Genomic DNA, 15231 nt, shown 5'->3' on the forward strand with positions numbered 1-15231 from the left:
AGAGCTATGTCGTTCTTCGAAGAGGTGCGGAAGTTGCGTGGCGCAGCAGCGAGTGCGCCGCGCCGGCTGGCTATCGCGGCTGTTGGGGCTGCCCTGTTGTCCGGCCTGATCGCCGCCGGCGGCGGCTCGGCCACCGCGGGGGCGTTCTCGAAGCCCGGTCTGCCGGTGGAATATTTGCAGGTGCCGTCGCCGTCGATGGGCCGCAACATCAAGGTCCAATTCCAGGGGGGCGGACCGCACTCGGTCTACCTGCTCGACGGCCTGCGGGCGCAAGACGATTACAACGGCTGGGACATCAACACCCCGGCCTTCGAGGAGTTCTACCAGTCCGGCCTGTCGGTCATCATGCCGGTCGGTGGCCAGTCGAGCTTCTACAGCAACTGGTACCAGCCATCCTCCGGCAACGGCCAGAACTACACCTACAAGTGGGAGACGTTCCTGACCCAGGAGATGCCCGCGTGGCTGCAGGCCAACAAACAGTTGTCGCCGTTCGGCAACGCCGTGGTGGGCCTGTCGATGTCGGGCGGCTCCTCGCTGATCCTGGCGTCGTACTACCCGCAGCAATTCCCTTACGCCGCTTCGCTTTCGGGGTTCCTCAACCCGTCCGAGGGCTGGTGGCCGACCCTGATCGGCCTGGCGATGAATGACGCGGGTGGGTACAACGCCAACAGCATGTGGGGCCCGTCCTCCGACCCCGCGTGGAAGCGCAATGACCCGATGGTCCAGATTCCGCGACTGGTCGCCAACAACACTCGGATCTGGGTGTACTGCGGTAACGGCACGCCCAGCGATCTCGGGGGCGACAACATGCCGGCGAAGTTCCTGGAGGGCATGACGCTGCGCACCAACCAGCAGTTCCAGAACAACTACGTGGCCGCGGGCGGTCGCAACGGGACGTTCAACTTCCCGGCCAATGGGACCCACTCGTGGCCCTACTGGAACCAGCAGCTGGTCGCCATGAAGCCCGACATCATCCAGGTGCTCAACGCCACCAACGCCGCCGCCCAGCCGGCACAACCGGCGCAACCAGCTCAACCGGCGGCCTGACACCCTCCAAGCCAGCATCGGCAGTAGCGCACCGGTCAGCGCTACTGCCGATGCTTTTTCTCCGTCCGGTCATTCAACAGCGCCCGCCGGTCCTGGTGGAAGTACGTGAAGCCCGTCGTCAGCGCGGACACCGCCGTGGCGACCACCAGCATCCAGGTGCCGTTGACGACCAGGCTGATGCAGCCACCGACGGTGGCGCCCAGGACGAAGCTGGTGAACAGCAGGAAGTAGCCGAGCCAGTCCGCCACCGTTCCCCCGGCGATGTGGCGTTCGATGCCCTGGCCCATCTTGACCAGGGTGCCGGTCACGTAGCTCAATGGCACCGACACCTCGCCATCCTTGACGAATGAGGTATTCAAGGCTCCAATCGCGAACGCCACCAACATAATCGGTGCAAAGTCGAGGAGATTTTCTTCCCACCCCTCATCGAGGACGTCCACGACTGTCGCGGCCAGCAGGCTGAAGGTCGTGAGAACGGTCGGGCCGTGCGGATGCGCCACCCAGAAATGGCGCCGACACACCGATGCGATCACCACGCCCGCGACGAAGCACACCAGCAACAGGGCCGCGGTCATCGACAGCAGCACGTCGCCGCGGAAATAGCCCAACGCGGCCCGCTGGGCATTTCCCGTCATGAACGTGACGAAGTATCCGGCGGAATGGGTGAACGCCGTCGCTCCCAGCACGCCGGCCAGCCCGGCCAGCACCCACGACAACCTCGACTCGCTGTTGAAGATCCGACTCCCCACGCGGGACATGTTGTCAGACATGGCCCGCCCGCGCCTAGGCGGCGGTCAGCCGCGCGATGGAGCGCAGTGGGATGGGTAGCCAGCCGGGCCGGTGCCTCGCCTCGTAGCCGGCCTCGTAAACCGCCTTGTCGAGCTCGTAGGCGGCCAAAAGCTGCGCCGAGTCCCGCGGGTCGATCCCCGACACGGCCGCGTAGCCGTCGCAGAACGCCGCGCAGTTGCGCTCGATCCATTCCCGCGCTCGGGCGGCGAGTTGCTTGTCGCCACCCTGATCGAGCAGAGGGCCGTACGCGGCGTACTCGAAGGAGCGCAAGACACCGGCGACATCGCGCAACGGCGAGTCCGGCGCCCTTCGCTCGTCGAGCGGCTGCCCGGGCTCCCCTTCGAAGTCGATCAGGAGCCAGCTCTCCGGGGTCCGCAGCACCTGCCCCAGGTGCAGGTCGCCGTGCACGCGCTGCACGGTGACCGTCTCGCCGGCGAGCTTGCCGAATCGCTCTTCGATCGTTGCCGCGTACTCCTCGAGTTCCGGAACCTTGGCGACGGTCGACGCCAGCCGTGCCAGCACGGTGTCCACCGGGAACGTGGTCTCGGCCGTCCCCAGGGACTCGGCGAGTGTGGTGTGCACGGACGCCACGGCTTCGCCCAGCCGGTTGGACTCGGCGGCGAAGTCGCCGCCGACTTCGTGGGCGTACAGGTCGCCCTCCGCGAACAGGTCCCGGACGCTGGCGCTGGCCATCGCCCAGCCTTCGGCGGCATTCGACGCAAACTCGGTCACCATGCCCAGGGGCCAGGCGTCATCGTCCGGCCCGCCGCCCCGCGGTGCCATCTCGTAGGTGCCGAGCAACCGGGCCACGTGCGGGTTGCCCGCGCGCGCGAGCACCCGGTTCAGCTCGATGTCGGGGTTGATGCCGCTGCTGACGCGGCGGAACAGCTTGAAGATGGCGCGCCGATCGAAGATCACGCTGGTGTTGCTCTGTTCCGCGTCGGAAACGTGCGGCATCGCGTCCAGCGGCAGCTCGACGCCAGGTTCCTTGGCGAACGACACCTCGATGCCGGACGCATCGCGGGCGGCATCGGAGTCGAGCAGCGAGAGCAGGAACCGCGGGGCGTCGACGTCGTACAGGGCGTCGAAGCCGGTCCGATCGTCCGCGGCGCCGATGGTCGCCACGGTGCTGTACTCCGAGACCGGCGCGGAATCCCACCCGACGATCACCTGATAGCGCTCCGCCGAGCCATCGGCATAGTCCACGTCAACCAGCACCAGGTCGAGGTCATCGCGCAGTGGGACGACGACGCCGGCCTCAGCACTCGATAGCTCCCGGTTGCGGCCGGCGTACCAACGCTGTTGTGGCAGCCATTCGGACCAGGGCAGCCTGGCGGGGCCCCCAGAAGGGACAGTCATGCGTTCTCCTCACAAGCGGGGGACAACTGGAACCAGTAGAACCCGTGTCCCGGCAGCGTCAGCAGGTAGGGCAGGTGACCGACGCGGGGAAACTCGACGTGGCCGGTCAGCTCCATCGGCGTGCAGCCGCTCCAGTTCTGCAGGTTCAGCTCGATCGGCTGGGGGAACCGCGACAGGTTGTTCACGCACAGCACGACGTCGCCGTTGTCACCGGCCTGACGCACGAACGCCAGCACGGACGGGTTCGACCCGCCCAGCTCCTCGAAGTTTCCGATCGCAAAGGCTTTGTGGCGCCCCCGCACCGACAGCATCATCCGGGTGAAGTTGAGCAGGGACGTCGAGGTGTCGCGCTGGGCCTCCACGTTGACGGCCTGGTAGCCGTAGACCGGGTCCTGGCTGGGTGGCAGGTACAGCCGGCCCGGGTTGGCGGTGGAAAACCCGGCGTTGCGGTCAGGCGTCCACTGCATCGGCGTGCGCACCCCGTCGCGGTCGCCGAGCCAGATCACGTCGCCCATGCCGATCTCGTCGCCGTAGTAGAGGACCGGCGAGCCCGGCAGCGACAGCAGCAGCGCGGTGAACAGCTCGATCTGGTTGCGGTCGTTGTCCAGCAGGGGCGCCAGGCGGCGGCGGATGCCGACGTTCGCCTTCATCCGAGGATCCTTGGCGTACTCGGCGTACATGTAGTCGCGCTCTTCGTCGCTGACCATCTCCAGCGTCAACTCGTCGTGGTTGCGCAGGAAGATCCCCCACTGAGCCATGTCGGGGATCGGTGGCGTCTGCGCCATGATCTCCGAGATCGGGAACCGCGACTCCCGGCGAACCGCCATGAAGATGCGCGGCATCAGCGGGAAATGGAACGCCATGTGGCATTCGTCGCCACCGGTGCTGGCGTCACCGAAATACTCGACCACGTCGCCGGGCCACTGATTGGCCTCGGCCAGCAACACCCTGCCGGGGAACTCGTCGTCGACGACCTTGCGCACCCGCTTGAGGAACGCGTGGGTCTCGGGCAGGTTCTCGCAGTTGGTCCCCTCGCGTTCGAACAGGTAAGGCACCGCGTCCAGCCGGAACCCGTCGATGCCGAGTCCGAGCCAGAAGCGGATGACGTCGATCATTGCCTCCTGAACCGCCGGATTGTCGTAGTTCAGGTCGGGCTGGTGGGAAAAGAACCGGTGCCAGTAGAACTGGCGGCGCACCGGATCGAAGGTCCAGTTCGATTCTTCGGTGTCGACGAAGATGATGCGGGCGTCGGTGTACTTCTCACTGGTGTCGCTCCACACGTAGTAGTCGCCATAGGGCCCGTCGGGGTCGCGCCGCGACTCCTGAAACCAGGGATGCGACTCCGAGGTGTGGTTCATCACCAGGTCGGTGATCACCCGGATCCCCCGCTCGTGAGCCGCGTCAAGCAGCGCGACGAAGTCCTCGACGGTCCCGAATTCGGGCAGCACCTTGTAGAAGTCCCGGATGTCGTAGCCGCCGTCGCGCAGCGGTGAGTCGTAGAACGGGGGCAGCCAAATGCAGTCGATTCCGAGCCATTGCAGGTAGTCCAGGCGGTCCAGCAGGCCGCGCAGGTCGCCCTGCCCGTCGGCGTTGGCGTCACTGAACGCGCGCACCAGGACTTCGTAGAAAACCGCGTGCTTGAACCACGTCGGGTCTGCGGGCAGCGCGGCGGCGTTCTCGAAGTCCTCGGCGTCCGGGTGCTCGACCACGCCGCCTTCGACATGACTTCCCGCGGCTGGATCGCGCTCGACAGCGTCTCGTGCGTCGTTCATCAATTCCACGATGCCACGTGTACCCGACGCGGCACATCGGGAATCACCGCCGCTGCCGGGCGACGAATCACGCTGTGGCGCAGCCGGACTGGATGGAAGGCGGGCATTATCCGCGCGGATATCAGGCCGGCGGCCCGTCGACCAACGTCACCGGTCCGCTGCGATCGCCGCCCGCCTTGGCGCGCCACTGCACGATGATGGTGTCGCCGGGGTGGTGCGGGACCAGGACATCCGTCATCGAGGTGGCCCCGGTGATCGGCGTGTTGTCGACCCCGGTGATGACGTCGCCGGCCGAGATTCCGGCCGCCGCCGCCGGACCGCTGCCGACCACGCGTTCGACCCGCGCGCCGTTGCCGCCGTTGTCCGTGACGCCCAGGCCGAGGAAGGCCGTCGGGCCGATGTGCACCGCGTTCGAGCCGGCACCTGCCCGGATCTGCCCGGCTACCCCCATCGCGGTGCCGATCGGAATGGCGAAGCCCTGACCGCCGGACATCTTGTAGCTGTCGGTGGCGGCGGTGTTCATGCCGATCACCTGCCCGGCCTGGTTGACCATGGGCCCGCCCGAGTCACCAGGGCGGATGGCGGCATCGGCCTGGATCAACCCGCCCAGGTTCTCCTCGGCGCCGGTCAGCGTGTCGGTGGCCGAGACGGTCTGGTTGAGCGCGACGACTTTGCCGGCCACCGCGCTGGGCGTTCCGCCCTGACCCCCGGCGTTGCCCAACGCCACGACCGGATCGCCGACCGAAACACCGCCACCGATGTTGGCGCTGGGCAGGCCGCCCCCACCGCGAAGCTGCAGGACGGCGACGTCCGCGGTCCGGTTGTAACCGATCACGTCGACGGCGTAGGTCTGGCCGTTGCCGACGGCGAAGGCGCTGATATCCGTGGCGCCCGAGATGACGTGATTGTTGGTGAGCACGACGCCGCCCGGATCGATGATGATGCCGGTTCCCGCGCCGATCGCGTTGTTGTAGCCGAACTTGGTGCTGATGTCGACGACCTGCGGCCCGACCTGGCCGACGATGCCCGACGGGTCGAGCGGCGCCATCGGCCGGTCGTGCGACGGCCCGGGAGGTGCGGCCGATGCCGGCGCCGTGGCCAGGCCCAGGCCCAGTGCGACCACGGCCAGCACCCTGACCAACCATGAACACCAGACTGAGCGGTGGTGCCCTTTGCCCATCCCCGTCACCTCCTGCTTCGCGATCAGAACCAGAATCCGCCCAGCCTCCGCGTCTGGGCGACACAACTCAATCTGTATAACCGTAATGCAGGTAGCTATGCGGGACGGTGGTCAGTCCCTGTTTGGCCCGCTGCCCCGCGGCCGCGCTCAGCCCCACGGACCGGTGTGATCGGGGTGCGCGTGAGGTCGCGGGTCTGCGCCGGCCTGCGGCCACACGTCACGCCCCGCTCCGGCCCTTAAGCTGGTGCAGTGGGCGAATTCGACCCGAAGGTCAGATTCACACAATCCCCGATTGCCCGCCTGGCCACGGCCACGCCCGAGGGCACGCCGCACCTGGTGCCGGTGGTATTCGCCGTCGACGCTTCGCACGGCGACCCCGACGTCGTGTACACCGCCGTCGACGCCAAGCCCAAGGCCACGCGGCGGCTGCGGCGGCTGGCCAACATCGAGCGCAATCCCCAGGTCAGCCTGCTGGTCGACCACTACGACGACGACTGGGCCCAGCTGTGGTGGGTCCGGGCCGACGGTGTCGCGGCGATCCACTCCGCCGGCGAGCCGATGGCGATCGGATTTCGATTGCTGCGCGCCAAATACCCTCAGTACCACTCCGTTTCGTTGGACGGCCCGGTGATCGCGGTCACGGTGCGCCGCTGGTCCAGCTGGCACGCCTGACGCGGGCGCCGCCGACAGCCCCGATTGTGGCCTGCCGGTGGCCTTGTGTTGGGCGGCAGTTGGGGGAAAAGTTGCTTACAGCGTCCTGTGGCCCAGACCACACCGCGCCACAGCACGCCGCAGCGCTGCAGAACTGGAGGAAAGTCATGGCGGACAAGGCGAACGCTTCGCAGGGCGCGGGGGCCGCTCCCACCGCGAACGGTCCGGGCGATGTTCGCAACGTGGTCCTGGTGGGTCCCTCGGGCGGCGGCAAGACCACCCTGGTCGAGGCCCTGCTGGTCGCCGGCGGCGTGCTGTCCCGCCCGGGCTCGGTCACCGAGGGCAACACGATCTGCGACTACGACGAGGCCGAGATCCGGCAACAGCGCTCCGTGGGCGTCGCCGTCGCGTCCCTTGCGCACGACGGCATCAAGATCAACCTGGTGGACACTCCCGGGTACGCCGATTTCGTGGGCGAATTGCGCGCCGGGTTGCGCGCCGCCGATTGCGCGCTGTTCGTGATCGCTGCCAACGAGGGCGTCGACGAGCCGACCAAGTCGCTCTGGCAGGAATGCAGCCAAGTCGGGATGCCCCGCGCCGTCGTGATCACCAAGCTCGACCACGCGCGCGCGAACTATCAGGAGGCGCTGGCCGCCGCGCAAAACGCGTTCGGCGACAAGGTCTTACCGCTGTACCTGCCGACCTCGGACGGGCTGATCGGCCTGCTGTCGCAGCAGCGTTACCTGTATTCCGGCGGCAAGCGGACCATTCAGCCGCCGGACGAGGCCGACGCCGACCGGATCGAGGAAGCGCGGGGCACCCTGATCGAGGGGATTATCGAGGAGTCCGAGGACGAGTCCCTGATGGAGCGCTACCTGGGCGGGGAGTCGATCGACGAATCGGTGCTCATCGCCGACCTGGAAAAGGCCGTCGCCCGCGCCTCCTTTTTCCCGGTCATCCCCGTGTGCAGCGGCACCGGCGTCGGCACGCTGGAATTGCTGGAGGTCGCTACGCGGGGATTCCCGTCTCCGATGGAGCACCCGCTACCGGAAGTCTTCACGCCGAACGGTGCCACGCACGCGACGCTGGCCTGCGACGCCGGCGCGCCGTTGCTCGCGGAGGTGGTGAAGACCACGTCGGACCCCTACGTCGGCAGGGTGAGTCTGGTCCGGGTCTTTTCCGGGACCATCAGGCCCGACACGACGGTTCATGTGTCGGGCCATTTTGCGTCGTTCTTCGGCGGGACCAACGGGAACGGGAATTCGCATCCCGATCACGACGAGGACGAACGCGTCGGCGTGCTGTCCTTTCCCCTCGGCAAGCAGCAGCGCCCCGCGGCCGCCGTGGTGGCGGGGGACATCTGCGCCATCGGCAAGCTGAGCCGCGCCGAAACCGGCGACACCCTGTCGGACAAGTCCGAGCCGCTGGTTCTCAGGCCCTGGACGATGCCGGAGCCGCTGCTGCCGGTGGCGATTCAGGCGCACGCCAAGACCGACGAAGACAAGCTGTCGGTCGGTCTGGGGCGGCTCGCCGCCGAGGACCCCACGCTGCGGATCGAGCAGAACCAGGAAACGCACCAGATCGTGCTGTGGTGCATGGGTGAGGCCCATGCCGGCGTCGTCCTCGACGCGCTGGCCAATCGGTACGGCGTCACCGTGGACACGGTCGACCTCCGCGTCCCGCTGCGAGAAACGTTCAGCGGCAAGGCGAAAGGGCACGGCCGCCACATCAAGCAGTCGGGCGGGCATGGCCAGTACGCGGTGTGCGACATCGAGGTGGAGCCACTGCCGGAGGGCTCGGGATTCGAGTTCGTCGACAAGGTGGTCGGCGGGGCGGTGCCCCGGCAGTTCATCCCGAGCGTGGAAAAGGGTGTGCGCGCCCAGATGGAAAAGGGCGTGCACGCCGGTTACCCCGTCGTCGACATCCGGGTCACGCTGTTCGACGGCAAGGCGCACAGCGTGGACTCGTCGGACTTCGCGTTCCAGGCCGCGGGCGCGCTGGCGCTGCGGGAGGCCGCGGCGGCGACCCGGGTGGCCCTGCTCGAGCCCATCGATGAGATCTCGGTGCTGGTGCCCGACGATTACGTCGGCCCGGTGATGGGCGATCTGTCGGGGCGTCGCGGCCGGGTGCTCGGCAGCGACACCGCCGGCCACGAACGCACGGTGGTCAAGGCGGAGGTGCCCCAGGTCGAGCTCACCCGCTACGCGATCGACCTGCGTTCGCTCTCGCACGGGGCCGCCTCGTTCACCCGCTCCTTCGCCCGCTACGAACCCATGCCGGAGACCGCGGCCGCCCGCGTGAAAACCACGGCGTGAGAATCGATCGGCGCGCGTAGGCGCCTGACGGGCCTAGCTCCCACCCCCGAATCGACCGGCCACGGCGCGGCGGTCCAGCGAGCCTTTCGCGGTGTGCGGCAGCGCGTCGGCCTCCCGGAAGGTGGCGGGGACCTCGAAGGCCGCGAGGCGCTCGCGGCAAAACACGGCGAGCTCGGCCGGTGTGGGCGCCGGCGACTCCCGCGGAACGATCACCGCGGCCACCGTCTCCCCGTACATCTTGTCCGGCAGCCCGAACACGGCCACCTCCAGGACGTTGGGGTGGGTGGCCAGCACGCCCTCGACGCGTTCCGGCGAGATCTTCTCACCGCCCCGATTGATCAATTCCTTGATCCGGCCCCGGATGATCAGGTCCCCGGCCGCCGACAGCGAGCCCAAATCGCCTGTGCGCAGCCACCCGTCGGTGAAGTTGGCGGCGGTGATCGACGGGTCGCCGAGGTAGCCGCGCACCACGGTGGGCCCGCGTAACCAGACCTCGCCGACGGCTTCCGTCGGCAGGGGCTGACCGTCGGGCCCCGCGATCCGGATCTCCGGCCCGGTCGACGCGCCGACGAGACCAGCCGTGGCGGCGGGATTTTCGGTCTGGCCGATGCCCGTCGTCGCCACCTGATGGGTCGCCTCGGTCATGCCGAACGCGCACACCACCGGCGCCGAGAACGTCTCGTGTAGCGACCGAGCCGTTTCCGGGGTGAGGGGGGCGCTGCAGCTGCGGATGAACCGAAGCGCCGCACGCTCGCTTCCCGGCCGCTCAGTCCTGCTGCGCTCCAACAGGATTTGGTGGATCGTAGACACGGCGGTGTACCAGGTCGCCCCGACGGCGTCGATGTCGTCCCAGAAAGTGTGCGCCGAGAAGCGCCCGCGAGCCGGGAGCAGCACGGTGCCCCCGGACGCCAGGGTGGACAGCAAGGCGGCGATCAACCCATGACCGTGGTAGAGCGGCATCACCGCCACCGTCGCATCCTGGGGGCCCAGTCCGTAGCCGGCGACGATCGCCCGCACCGAGTTGGCGATGTTGTCGTGCGTCCACGGGACCATCTTCGGCACCCCTGTGGTTCCGCCGGTGAACATGATCATGGCGTCGTCGTCGCGCAGACCCTCGGGCGTCGAAACGTCGCGCTCCGGCGTCGTCGCGGCGTCAAGGCGTACCGCCGCCACGCCCGCAGCGCCAACGGTCACCGCGAACGGCCACCGGCGCAGGGCCGTCTCGCGCTCATCGCCGGGCCCGTCACCGTCGACCAGCACCGCCCGCGCACCCACCGCCTCGCTCCGGGTGCGCTGATCAGCGACCGGCAAGGCCGGGTCCAAGGGGACCACGATCAGCTCGGCCCGCAGCGAGGCCAGCAGGCCGACGACGAACTCGGCGTTGCTGCCCGCGCGCAGCGCGACGCGATCACCGGGCCGCAGTCCATTCCGCTTCAGCTGCCCGGACAGGTCGTCGACCAGTCGAACCAGGTCTTGGTAACTGACCGGCAGGCGATCGGGCGTGACGACGAGCGCCGGCGCGCCCGGGCGCCGGCGTGCCGCCACCTCGACCAGATCGACGACAACGTGATTGCTGGTCCTCATCGCCCAACCCCTTTCGTAGCTTGTGAAACCTCCTGTTGGCACCATGCCGTGACACCCGGGTGCCCGTCCAATACCGATCCGCTCACTATCGATAAGCGGGGGCTATCGATAGACGCCGTGAATCGCTGCATAGCGGCTTAGTCTTGGACAGCCACGCGCACCGGCACAACAGTGATGGCTGAGGCAGTTACGGGCAGATCCGGCATCACGCTCACAAGGAGGCCGCCACCATGTCCACCGTTTCGGCATCTCCCGGCGACGCGGCTCGCTTGACCGACGGCTTCCACCTCGTCGTCGACGCGCTGAAGGCCAACGACGTCGACACCATCTACGGCATCGTCGGCATCCCGATCACCGACCTCGCCCGCACCGCGCAGGCGTCGGGCATCCGCTACATCGGCTTTCGGCAGGAGGGCTCGGCCGGCAACGCGGCCGCCGCCGCCGGGTTCCTCACCCGCCGCCCCGGCGTGTGCCTCACCACGTCCGGGCCCGGCTTCCTCAACGGGCTGCCCGCCCTGGCGAACGCCACCGCGAACTGCTTCCCGATGATCCAGGTTTCGGGCTCGAGCAACCGGGCGATGGTGGATTTGCAGCGCGGCGACTACCAGGACCTCGATCAGCTCACGGCCGCAAAGCCTTTCGCGAAGGCCGCATATCGGATTGGTCGGATCGAGGACATCGGCAGGGGCGTGGCCCGCGCCATTCGCACGGCGACCTCCGGGCGGCCGGGCGGGGTTTATCTCGACATCCCCGCCGAAATTCTCGGCCAGGCGATGGACGCCTCCGCCGCGGCCGACACGATCTGGCGCGTCGTCGACCCCGCGCCCCGGCAGCTGCCGGCGCCAGAAGCCGTCGATCGCGCGCTGGAAGTTCTACGGCACGCGCGGCGGCCGCTGATCGTGCTCGGCAAGGGCGCCGCCTACGCGCAGGCCGACGACGTGATCCGGAACTTCGTGGAGAACACCGGAATTCCGTTCCTGCCGATGTCGATGGCCAAGGGGCTGCTACCCGATTCACACCCACAGTCGGCAGGGGCCGCGCGCTCACTGGCGATCGCCCGTGCGGACGCGGTGTTGCTGGTGGGCGCGCGGCTCAATTGGCTGCTCGGCCACGGGGAGTCGCCGCAATGGGCCGCCGACGCCAAGTTCGTGCAGATCGACATCGCGGCGGCGGAATTCGACAGCAACCGGCCGATCGCGGCGCCCCTGTGCGGCGATGTCGGCTCGGTGCTGTCGGCGCTGTGCGGCGCGGTAGCCGCACATCCGATCGTCGCACCGATCGAATGGGTCCACGAGCTGGCCGAGCGCCGGACGCACAACGAGGCCAAGATGCGCGAGCGGCTGGCCGAGGATCCATACCCCATGCGGTTTTACAACGCGCTCGGCGCGATTCGGGCCGTGCTGCGGGAAAACCCGGAAGTCTACGTCGTCAACGAAGGCGCCAATGCGCTGGATTTGGCCCGCAACGTCATCGACATGGAGCTGCCGCGACGTCGGCTCGACACGGGCACCTGGGGCGTGATGGGCATCGGCATGGGATATGCCATCGCCGCCGCGGTGGAGACCGGCCAGCCGGTCGTCGCGATCGAGGGCGACAGCGCGTTTGGCTTCTCCGGCATGGAGGTCGAAACGATCTGCCGCTACCGGCTGCCGGTGACCGTCGTCATCCTCAACAACGGCGGGGTGTACCGCGGCGACGAAGCGGCGACGGGGGACGATCCCGCGCCGACCGTGCTGAACGCTCAGGCACGTCACGGGCTGATCGCGGAAGCGTTCGGCGGCAAGGGATATCACGTCACCACACCGGCGGAGCTGCGCACGGCGCTGGCCGAGGCGATCGCCTCCGGCGGGCCGTCGGTCGTCGACTGCCGGCTCGACCCGGCGGCCGGCGTGGAAAGCGGCCACCTGGCCGGCCTCAACCCGACCAGCGCCGCCGCACCCGCGATCAGCGCCGGCGCGTGATCCCCAGCAACTGCGCGTCGAAGAACTCGCCGAGTGCCAGCTGCTGAGCGGATGCGGTGAGCGCACGCGCGACGGGCGAGCCGGGGCCGGAAGAATTGGTGGCCAACGCGATCTCGGCCTTGAGCACCGGTTCGACCATCTCGACCGCGCGGATTTCCGCGCTCAGCGGCGAGGTCCAGAGCCAGGTGTGCGGCACGATGCACGCCCAGTTGCCCGTGGCCACCTGCGCCAACAACGAAGCGACCGAATCGGTTTCGACCTGCGGGGTGACGGTGATCGCGTGGCCGGCGAAGGCTTCGTCGATGATCTGGCGGTCGCGCATGTCGGCGGTGAGCAGCGCCAGGGGCAGTTGCGCGGCCTCCGGCCACGTCAGCGTCGATGCCCCCGCGGGCAGCATGGTCGCCGTCGACAGCAGCACATAGTGTTCCTCGTAGAGCGGCACCAGCTTGACGTCGTGAGCGTCGTCGGTGGCGGTGTGCACGATGGCGGCGTCCAGGTCGAACTCGCGCACGCGCCGGTACAGCTCGGTGGCGGCCAGCCGGGAAAGGATCTGCACCTTCGCCAGCGGATGCGCCGAACAGAACGCGGAGAGCACCAGGGAAGCCGTCGTCGAGGCGGTCGGCACCGTGCCCAGCCGAAGCGTCCCCGCGACGCCGGACCGCACGGCGTGCACCTCGGCCTTGAAGGCATCGTGTTCGGCGAGAATCCGTTTGGCCCACACGACCAATCGCTCCCCCTCGGGCGTGAGGCCCTCGAAGCTGTGTCCGCGATTGATCAGCGTGACGTTCAGCTCCCGTTCGAGCTTGGCGATGGCGGCGGACAGCGCGGGTTGCGAGACATAGCACTTCTCGGCCGCCCGGGCGAAGTGGCGCTCCTGGGCGACCGCCACGAAGTACTCCAGCTGACGGAAAAGCACCGCACTCCTCTTTGTTCGGGCTCGGCCTTCGGGCACCGACTCCGCTGAGGCTAACGCGCGCCTGGCACCGCCAGCCAATCGAGTGTCTCCGCCAAGCCCAGCACGTCCACCCCGATGGCCCGGCACTCCGCGACGCCGCGCTCATAGAGGCCGGAGATCGCGTCGGACGCCAGGACAAGCCGGAAGTCCCGTTCGGACGCCTCGTAGATCGAGGTGCGAGGGCAGTTGGGAAAATTGCATCCTGCGAAGACCAATGTGTCGCTGCCACTTTCGCGCAGATGTTGCTCGAGGGGGGTGCCGTAGAAGGCGCCCCACCGCGGCTTGTACATCACGTGCTCGGCGGCGCCCACCCGCTGGAAGCCGCCGGCCAAGAGCAACTCGTGGTCCAGCTCAACAGATTTGGGCAATAGCTCGGCGACGATCTGCGAACCGGCGCTGCCGGGCAAGGCAATTCGAACGCCCCCCTCTATCGATCCGCGCCGCACCAGGTCAACGTTCGACCCATCCGCCAGATACAGCCGGACGACGTGCACGATGGGCAGTCCCCGTTGCCGGAACGCCGCCGCCAACTGCGCCATCGCCGGGATCGCGGCACGCGTGCCCGCGACCGGCATCGGGGCGTCATCGCCGGGCGTGTCGGGGGTATCGATGAAGTCCCGCTGCACGTCGATGAGGAGCAGGGCGGCCGTATCCGCCCTCGGACGCGTGTAGCGATCGTTAGCGATCATGCCCGCCCCTTGCCGCGCCTGCCCTCGCTCCGCCCGCGCTTGTCCGGCGCGATCTCAGCGTTATCGTGGCGACCCAGCGAAGCCACCCGTGTTTGCTGAAAACCGTAATGAGCCGACACCCAGTAGAATATCGTTGTGTCAGTTGAACCATCGCAAAGGGTAAGCGCCATGCACCGAGCGTTTCGTTATCTGTTCGTTATGGTAGCGATTGCCGGCATGGGCGCCTTGGGGAGCGCCGCACGCGGCGCGGCGTCCGTCCCCCTGCCCGAGCCGGTCCCTGGAGTTGCCTCGGTTTCGCCCGCTAACGGAGCGGTGGTGGGCGTGGCCCACCCGCTGGTCGTCACGTTCACCGCACCGGTCACCGATCGCGTTGCCGCCGAACGGACCATCCACGTCTCTTCGCCGAGCGGTACACCGGGACACTTCGAGTGGGTCCACAACGACGTCGTTCAGTGGGTTCCGAACCACTACTGGCCCGCCCACACCCACGTCTCGGCGGGTGTGCAGGCACTGACGACGGGCTTCGACACCGGTGACGAATTACTCGGTGTGGCCAGCCTGTCCGGGCACACCTTCACCGTCAGCCGCAACGGCGAAGTGCTGCGCACGATGCCGGCGTCGATGGGTAAGCCCAGCCGCCCGACGCCGATCGGCAACTTCACCGCTCTGGAGAAGGAGCGCTCCGTGGTGATGGACTCGCGGACGATCGGCATCCCGCTGAGTTCCCCGGAGGGATACAAGATCACGGCGCAGTACGCGGTCCGGGTCACCTGGAGCGGCGTGTATGTGCACTCGGCCCCATGGTCGGTCGACTCGCAGGGCCACGCCAACGTCAGCCACGGATGCATCAACCTGAGCCCGGACAACGCCGCATGGTATTTCAACCAGGTCAACGTCGGCGACCCCATCCAGGTCGTGGCCTGATCGCG

Annotated in this window: 12 protein-coding genes; 5 read left to right on the forward strand and 7 right to left on the reverse strand. The window is 68.2% G+C overall.

Going from position 1 to position 15231, the window contains the following annotated elements:
• The first annotated feature begins 6 nt into the window (after positions 1 to 6).
• Complete coding sequence (gene ag85C / locus MTAB308_RS15335; protein WP_077100329.1) at positions 7 to 1047, forward strand: diacylglycerol acyltransferase/mycolyltransferase Ag85C; 1041 nt, start codon at positions 7 to 9, stop codon at positions 1045 to 1047.
• Positions 1048 to 1088: 41 nt separating this feature from the next.
• Here the strand turns inward: ag85C and MTAB308_RS15340 are convergent, their stop codons facing one another.
• The 4 genes from MTAB308_RS15340 to MTAB308_RS15355 all read right to left on the reverse strand — a co-directional run bounded on the left by MTAB308_RS15340 (position 1089) and on the right by MTAB308_RS15355 (position 6147).
• Positions 1089 to 1796 carry a YoaK family protein gene (locus MTAB308_RS15340; protein WP_077104386.1) on the reverse strand — a complete coding sequence of 236 codons (708 nt, stop codon included), beginning with the start codon at positions 1794 to 1796 and terminating at the stop codon, positions 1089 to 1091.
• A gap of 34 nt (positions 1797 to 1830) precedes the next feature.
• Complete coding sequence (locus tag MTAB308_RS15345) at positions 1831 to 3195, reverse strand: maltokinase N-terminal cap-like domain-containing protein (protein ID WP_077100330.1); 1365 nt, start codon at positions 3193 to 3195, stop codon at positions 1831 to 1833.
• On the reverse strand, positions 3192 to 4967 hold the full coding sequence (gene treS / locus MTAB308_RS15350) for a maltose alpha-D-glucosyltransferase (protein WP_077100331.1): 1776 nt from the start codon (positions 4965 to 4967) through the stop codon (positions 3192 to 3194). The genes MTAB308_RS15345 and treS overlap by 4 nt, the downstream gene beginning before the upstream one ends.
• A 121-nt stretch (positions 4968 to 5088) precedes the next feature.
• Positions 5089 to 6147 (reverse strand): S1C family serine protease, encoded by a 1059-nt coding sequence (locus MTAB308_RS15355; protein WP_077100332.1) that lies wholly within the window; start codon positions 6145 to 6147, stop codon positions 5089 to 5091.
• A 249-nt stretch (positions 6148 to 6396) separates the two neighbouring features.
• Between MTAB308_RS15355 and MTAB308_RS15360 the strand changes: the two genes are divergently transcribed.
• Both MTAB308_RS15360 and MTAB308_RS15365 read left to right on the forward strand, forming a co-directional pair.
• A complete protein-coding gene (locus MTAB308_RS15360; protein WP_077100333.1) occupies positions 6397 to 6819 on the forward strand; it encodes a TIGR03668 family PPOX class F420-dependent oxidoreductase in 423 nt (140 codons plus the stop codon).
• Positions 6820 to 6965: 146 nt separating this feature from the next.
• Positions 6966 to 9113 (forward strand): elongation factor G-like protein EF-G2, encoded by a 2148-nt coding sequence (locus tag MTAB308_RS15365; RefSeq protein WP_077100334.1) that lies wholly within the window; start codon positions 6966 to 6968, stop codon positions 9111 to 9113.
• Between the two features lie 33 nt (positions 9114 to 9146).
• On the opposite strand, the gene MTAB308_RS15370 is transcribed toward MTAB308_RS15365, so the two are convergent.
• Positions 9147 to 10697, reverse strand: coding sequence for a FadD7 family fatty acid--CoA ligase (locus MTAB308_RS15370; protein WP_077100335.1), 1551 nt, complete (start codon positions 10695 to 10697; stop codon positions 9147 to 9149).
• A gap of 230 nt (positions 10698 to 10927) precedes the next feature.
• Here MTAB308_RS15370 and oxc point away from each other — a divergent pair, with 230 nt between their 5' ends.
• Positions 10928 to 12658 carry an oxalyl-CoA decarboxylase gene (oxc, locus tag MTAB308_RS15375; protein ID WP_077100336.1) on the forward strand — a complete coding sequence of 577 codons (1731 nt, stop codon included), beginning with the start codon at positions 10928 to 10930 and terminating at the stop codon, positions 12656 to 12658.
• On the opposite strand, the gene MTAB308_RS15380 is transcribed toward oxc, so the two are convergent.
• Both MTAB308_RS15380 and MTAB308_RS15385 read right to left on the reverse strand, forming a co-directional pair.
• Positions 12642 to 13574, reverse strand: coding sequence for a LysR family transcriptional regulator (locus tag MTAB308_RS15380; protein WP_077100337.1), 933 nt, complete (start codon positions 13572 to 13574; stop codon positions 12642 to 12644). The two genes, oxc and MTAB308_RS15380, sit on opposite strands and share 17 nt — an antisense overlap.
• A gap of 50 nt (positions 13575 to 13624) precedes the next feature.
• A complete protein-coding gene (locus MTAB308_RS15385) occupies positions 13625 to 14302 on the reverse strand; it encodes a cysteine hydrolase family protein (RefSeq protein WP_077100338.1) in 678 nt (225 codons plus the stop codon).
• Positions 14303 to 14470: 168 nt separating this feature from the next.
• Between MTAB308_RS15385 and MTAB308_RS15390 the strand changes: the two genes are divergently transcribed.
• Entirely contained in the window at positions 14471 to 15226 is a 756-nt protein-coding gene (locus MTAB308_RS15390) for a L,D-transpeptidase (protein WP_077100339.1), read from the forward strand.
• Positions 15227 to 15231: the final 5 nt, after the last annotated feature.

Origin of the sequence: Mycobacterium terramassiliense, assembly GCF_900157385.1 — a bacterium.
GTDB classification, from domain to species: Bacteria; Actinomycetota; Actinomycetes; order Mycobacteriales; family Mycobacteriaceae; genus Mycobacterium; species Mycobacterium terramassiliense.

Bases quoted from the DNA above. Each gene is read 5' to 3' on its own strand.
- MTAB308_RS15365 (WP_077100334.1), top strand. From the start codon at position 6,966: ATGGCGGACAAGGCGAACGCTTCGCAGGGCGCGGGGGCCGCTCCCACC.
- MTAB308_RS15385 (WP_077100338.1), bottom strand. From the start codon at position 14,302: ATGATCGCTAACGATCGCTACACGCGTCCGAGGGCGGATACGGCCGCC.
- MTAB308_RS15345 (WP_077100330.1), bottom strand. From the start codon at position 3,195: ATGACTGTCCCTTCTGGGGGCCCCGCCAGGCTGCCCTGGTCCGAATGG.
- ag85C (WP_077100329.1), top strand. From the start codon at position 7: ATGTCGTTCTTCGAAGAGGTGCGGAAGTTGCGTGGCGCAGCAGCGAGT.
- MTAB308_RS15370 (WP_077100335.1), bottom strand. From the start codon at position 10,697: ATGAGGACCAGCAATCACGTTGTCGTCGATCTGGTCGAGGTGGCGGCA.
- oxc (WP_077100336.1), top strand. From the start codon at position 10,928: ATGTCCACCGTTTCGGCATCTCCCGGCGACGCGGCTCGCTTGACCGAC.
- MTAB308_RS15390 (WP_077100339.1), top strand. From the start codon at position 14,471: ATGCACCGAGCGTTTCGTTATCTGTTCGTTATGGTAGCGATTGCCGGC.
- MTAB308_RS15355 (WP_077100332.1), bottom strand. From the start codon at position 6,147: ATGGGCAAAGGGCACCACCGCTCAGTCTGGTGTTCATGGTTGGTCAGG.
- treS (WP_077100331.1), bottom strand. From the start codon at position 4,967: ATGAACGACGCACGAGACGCTGTCGAGCGCGATCCAGCCGCGGGAAGT.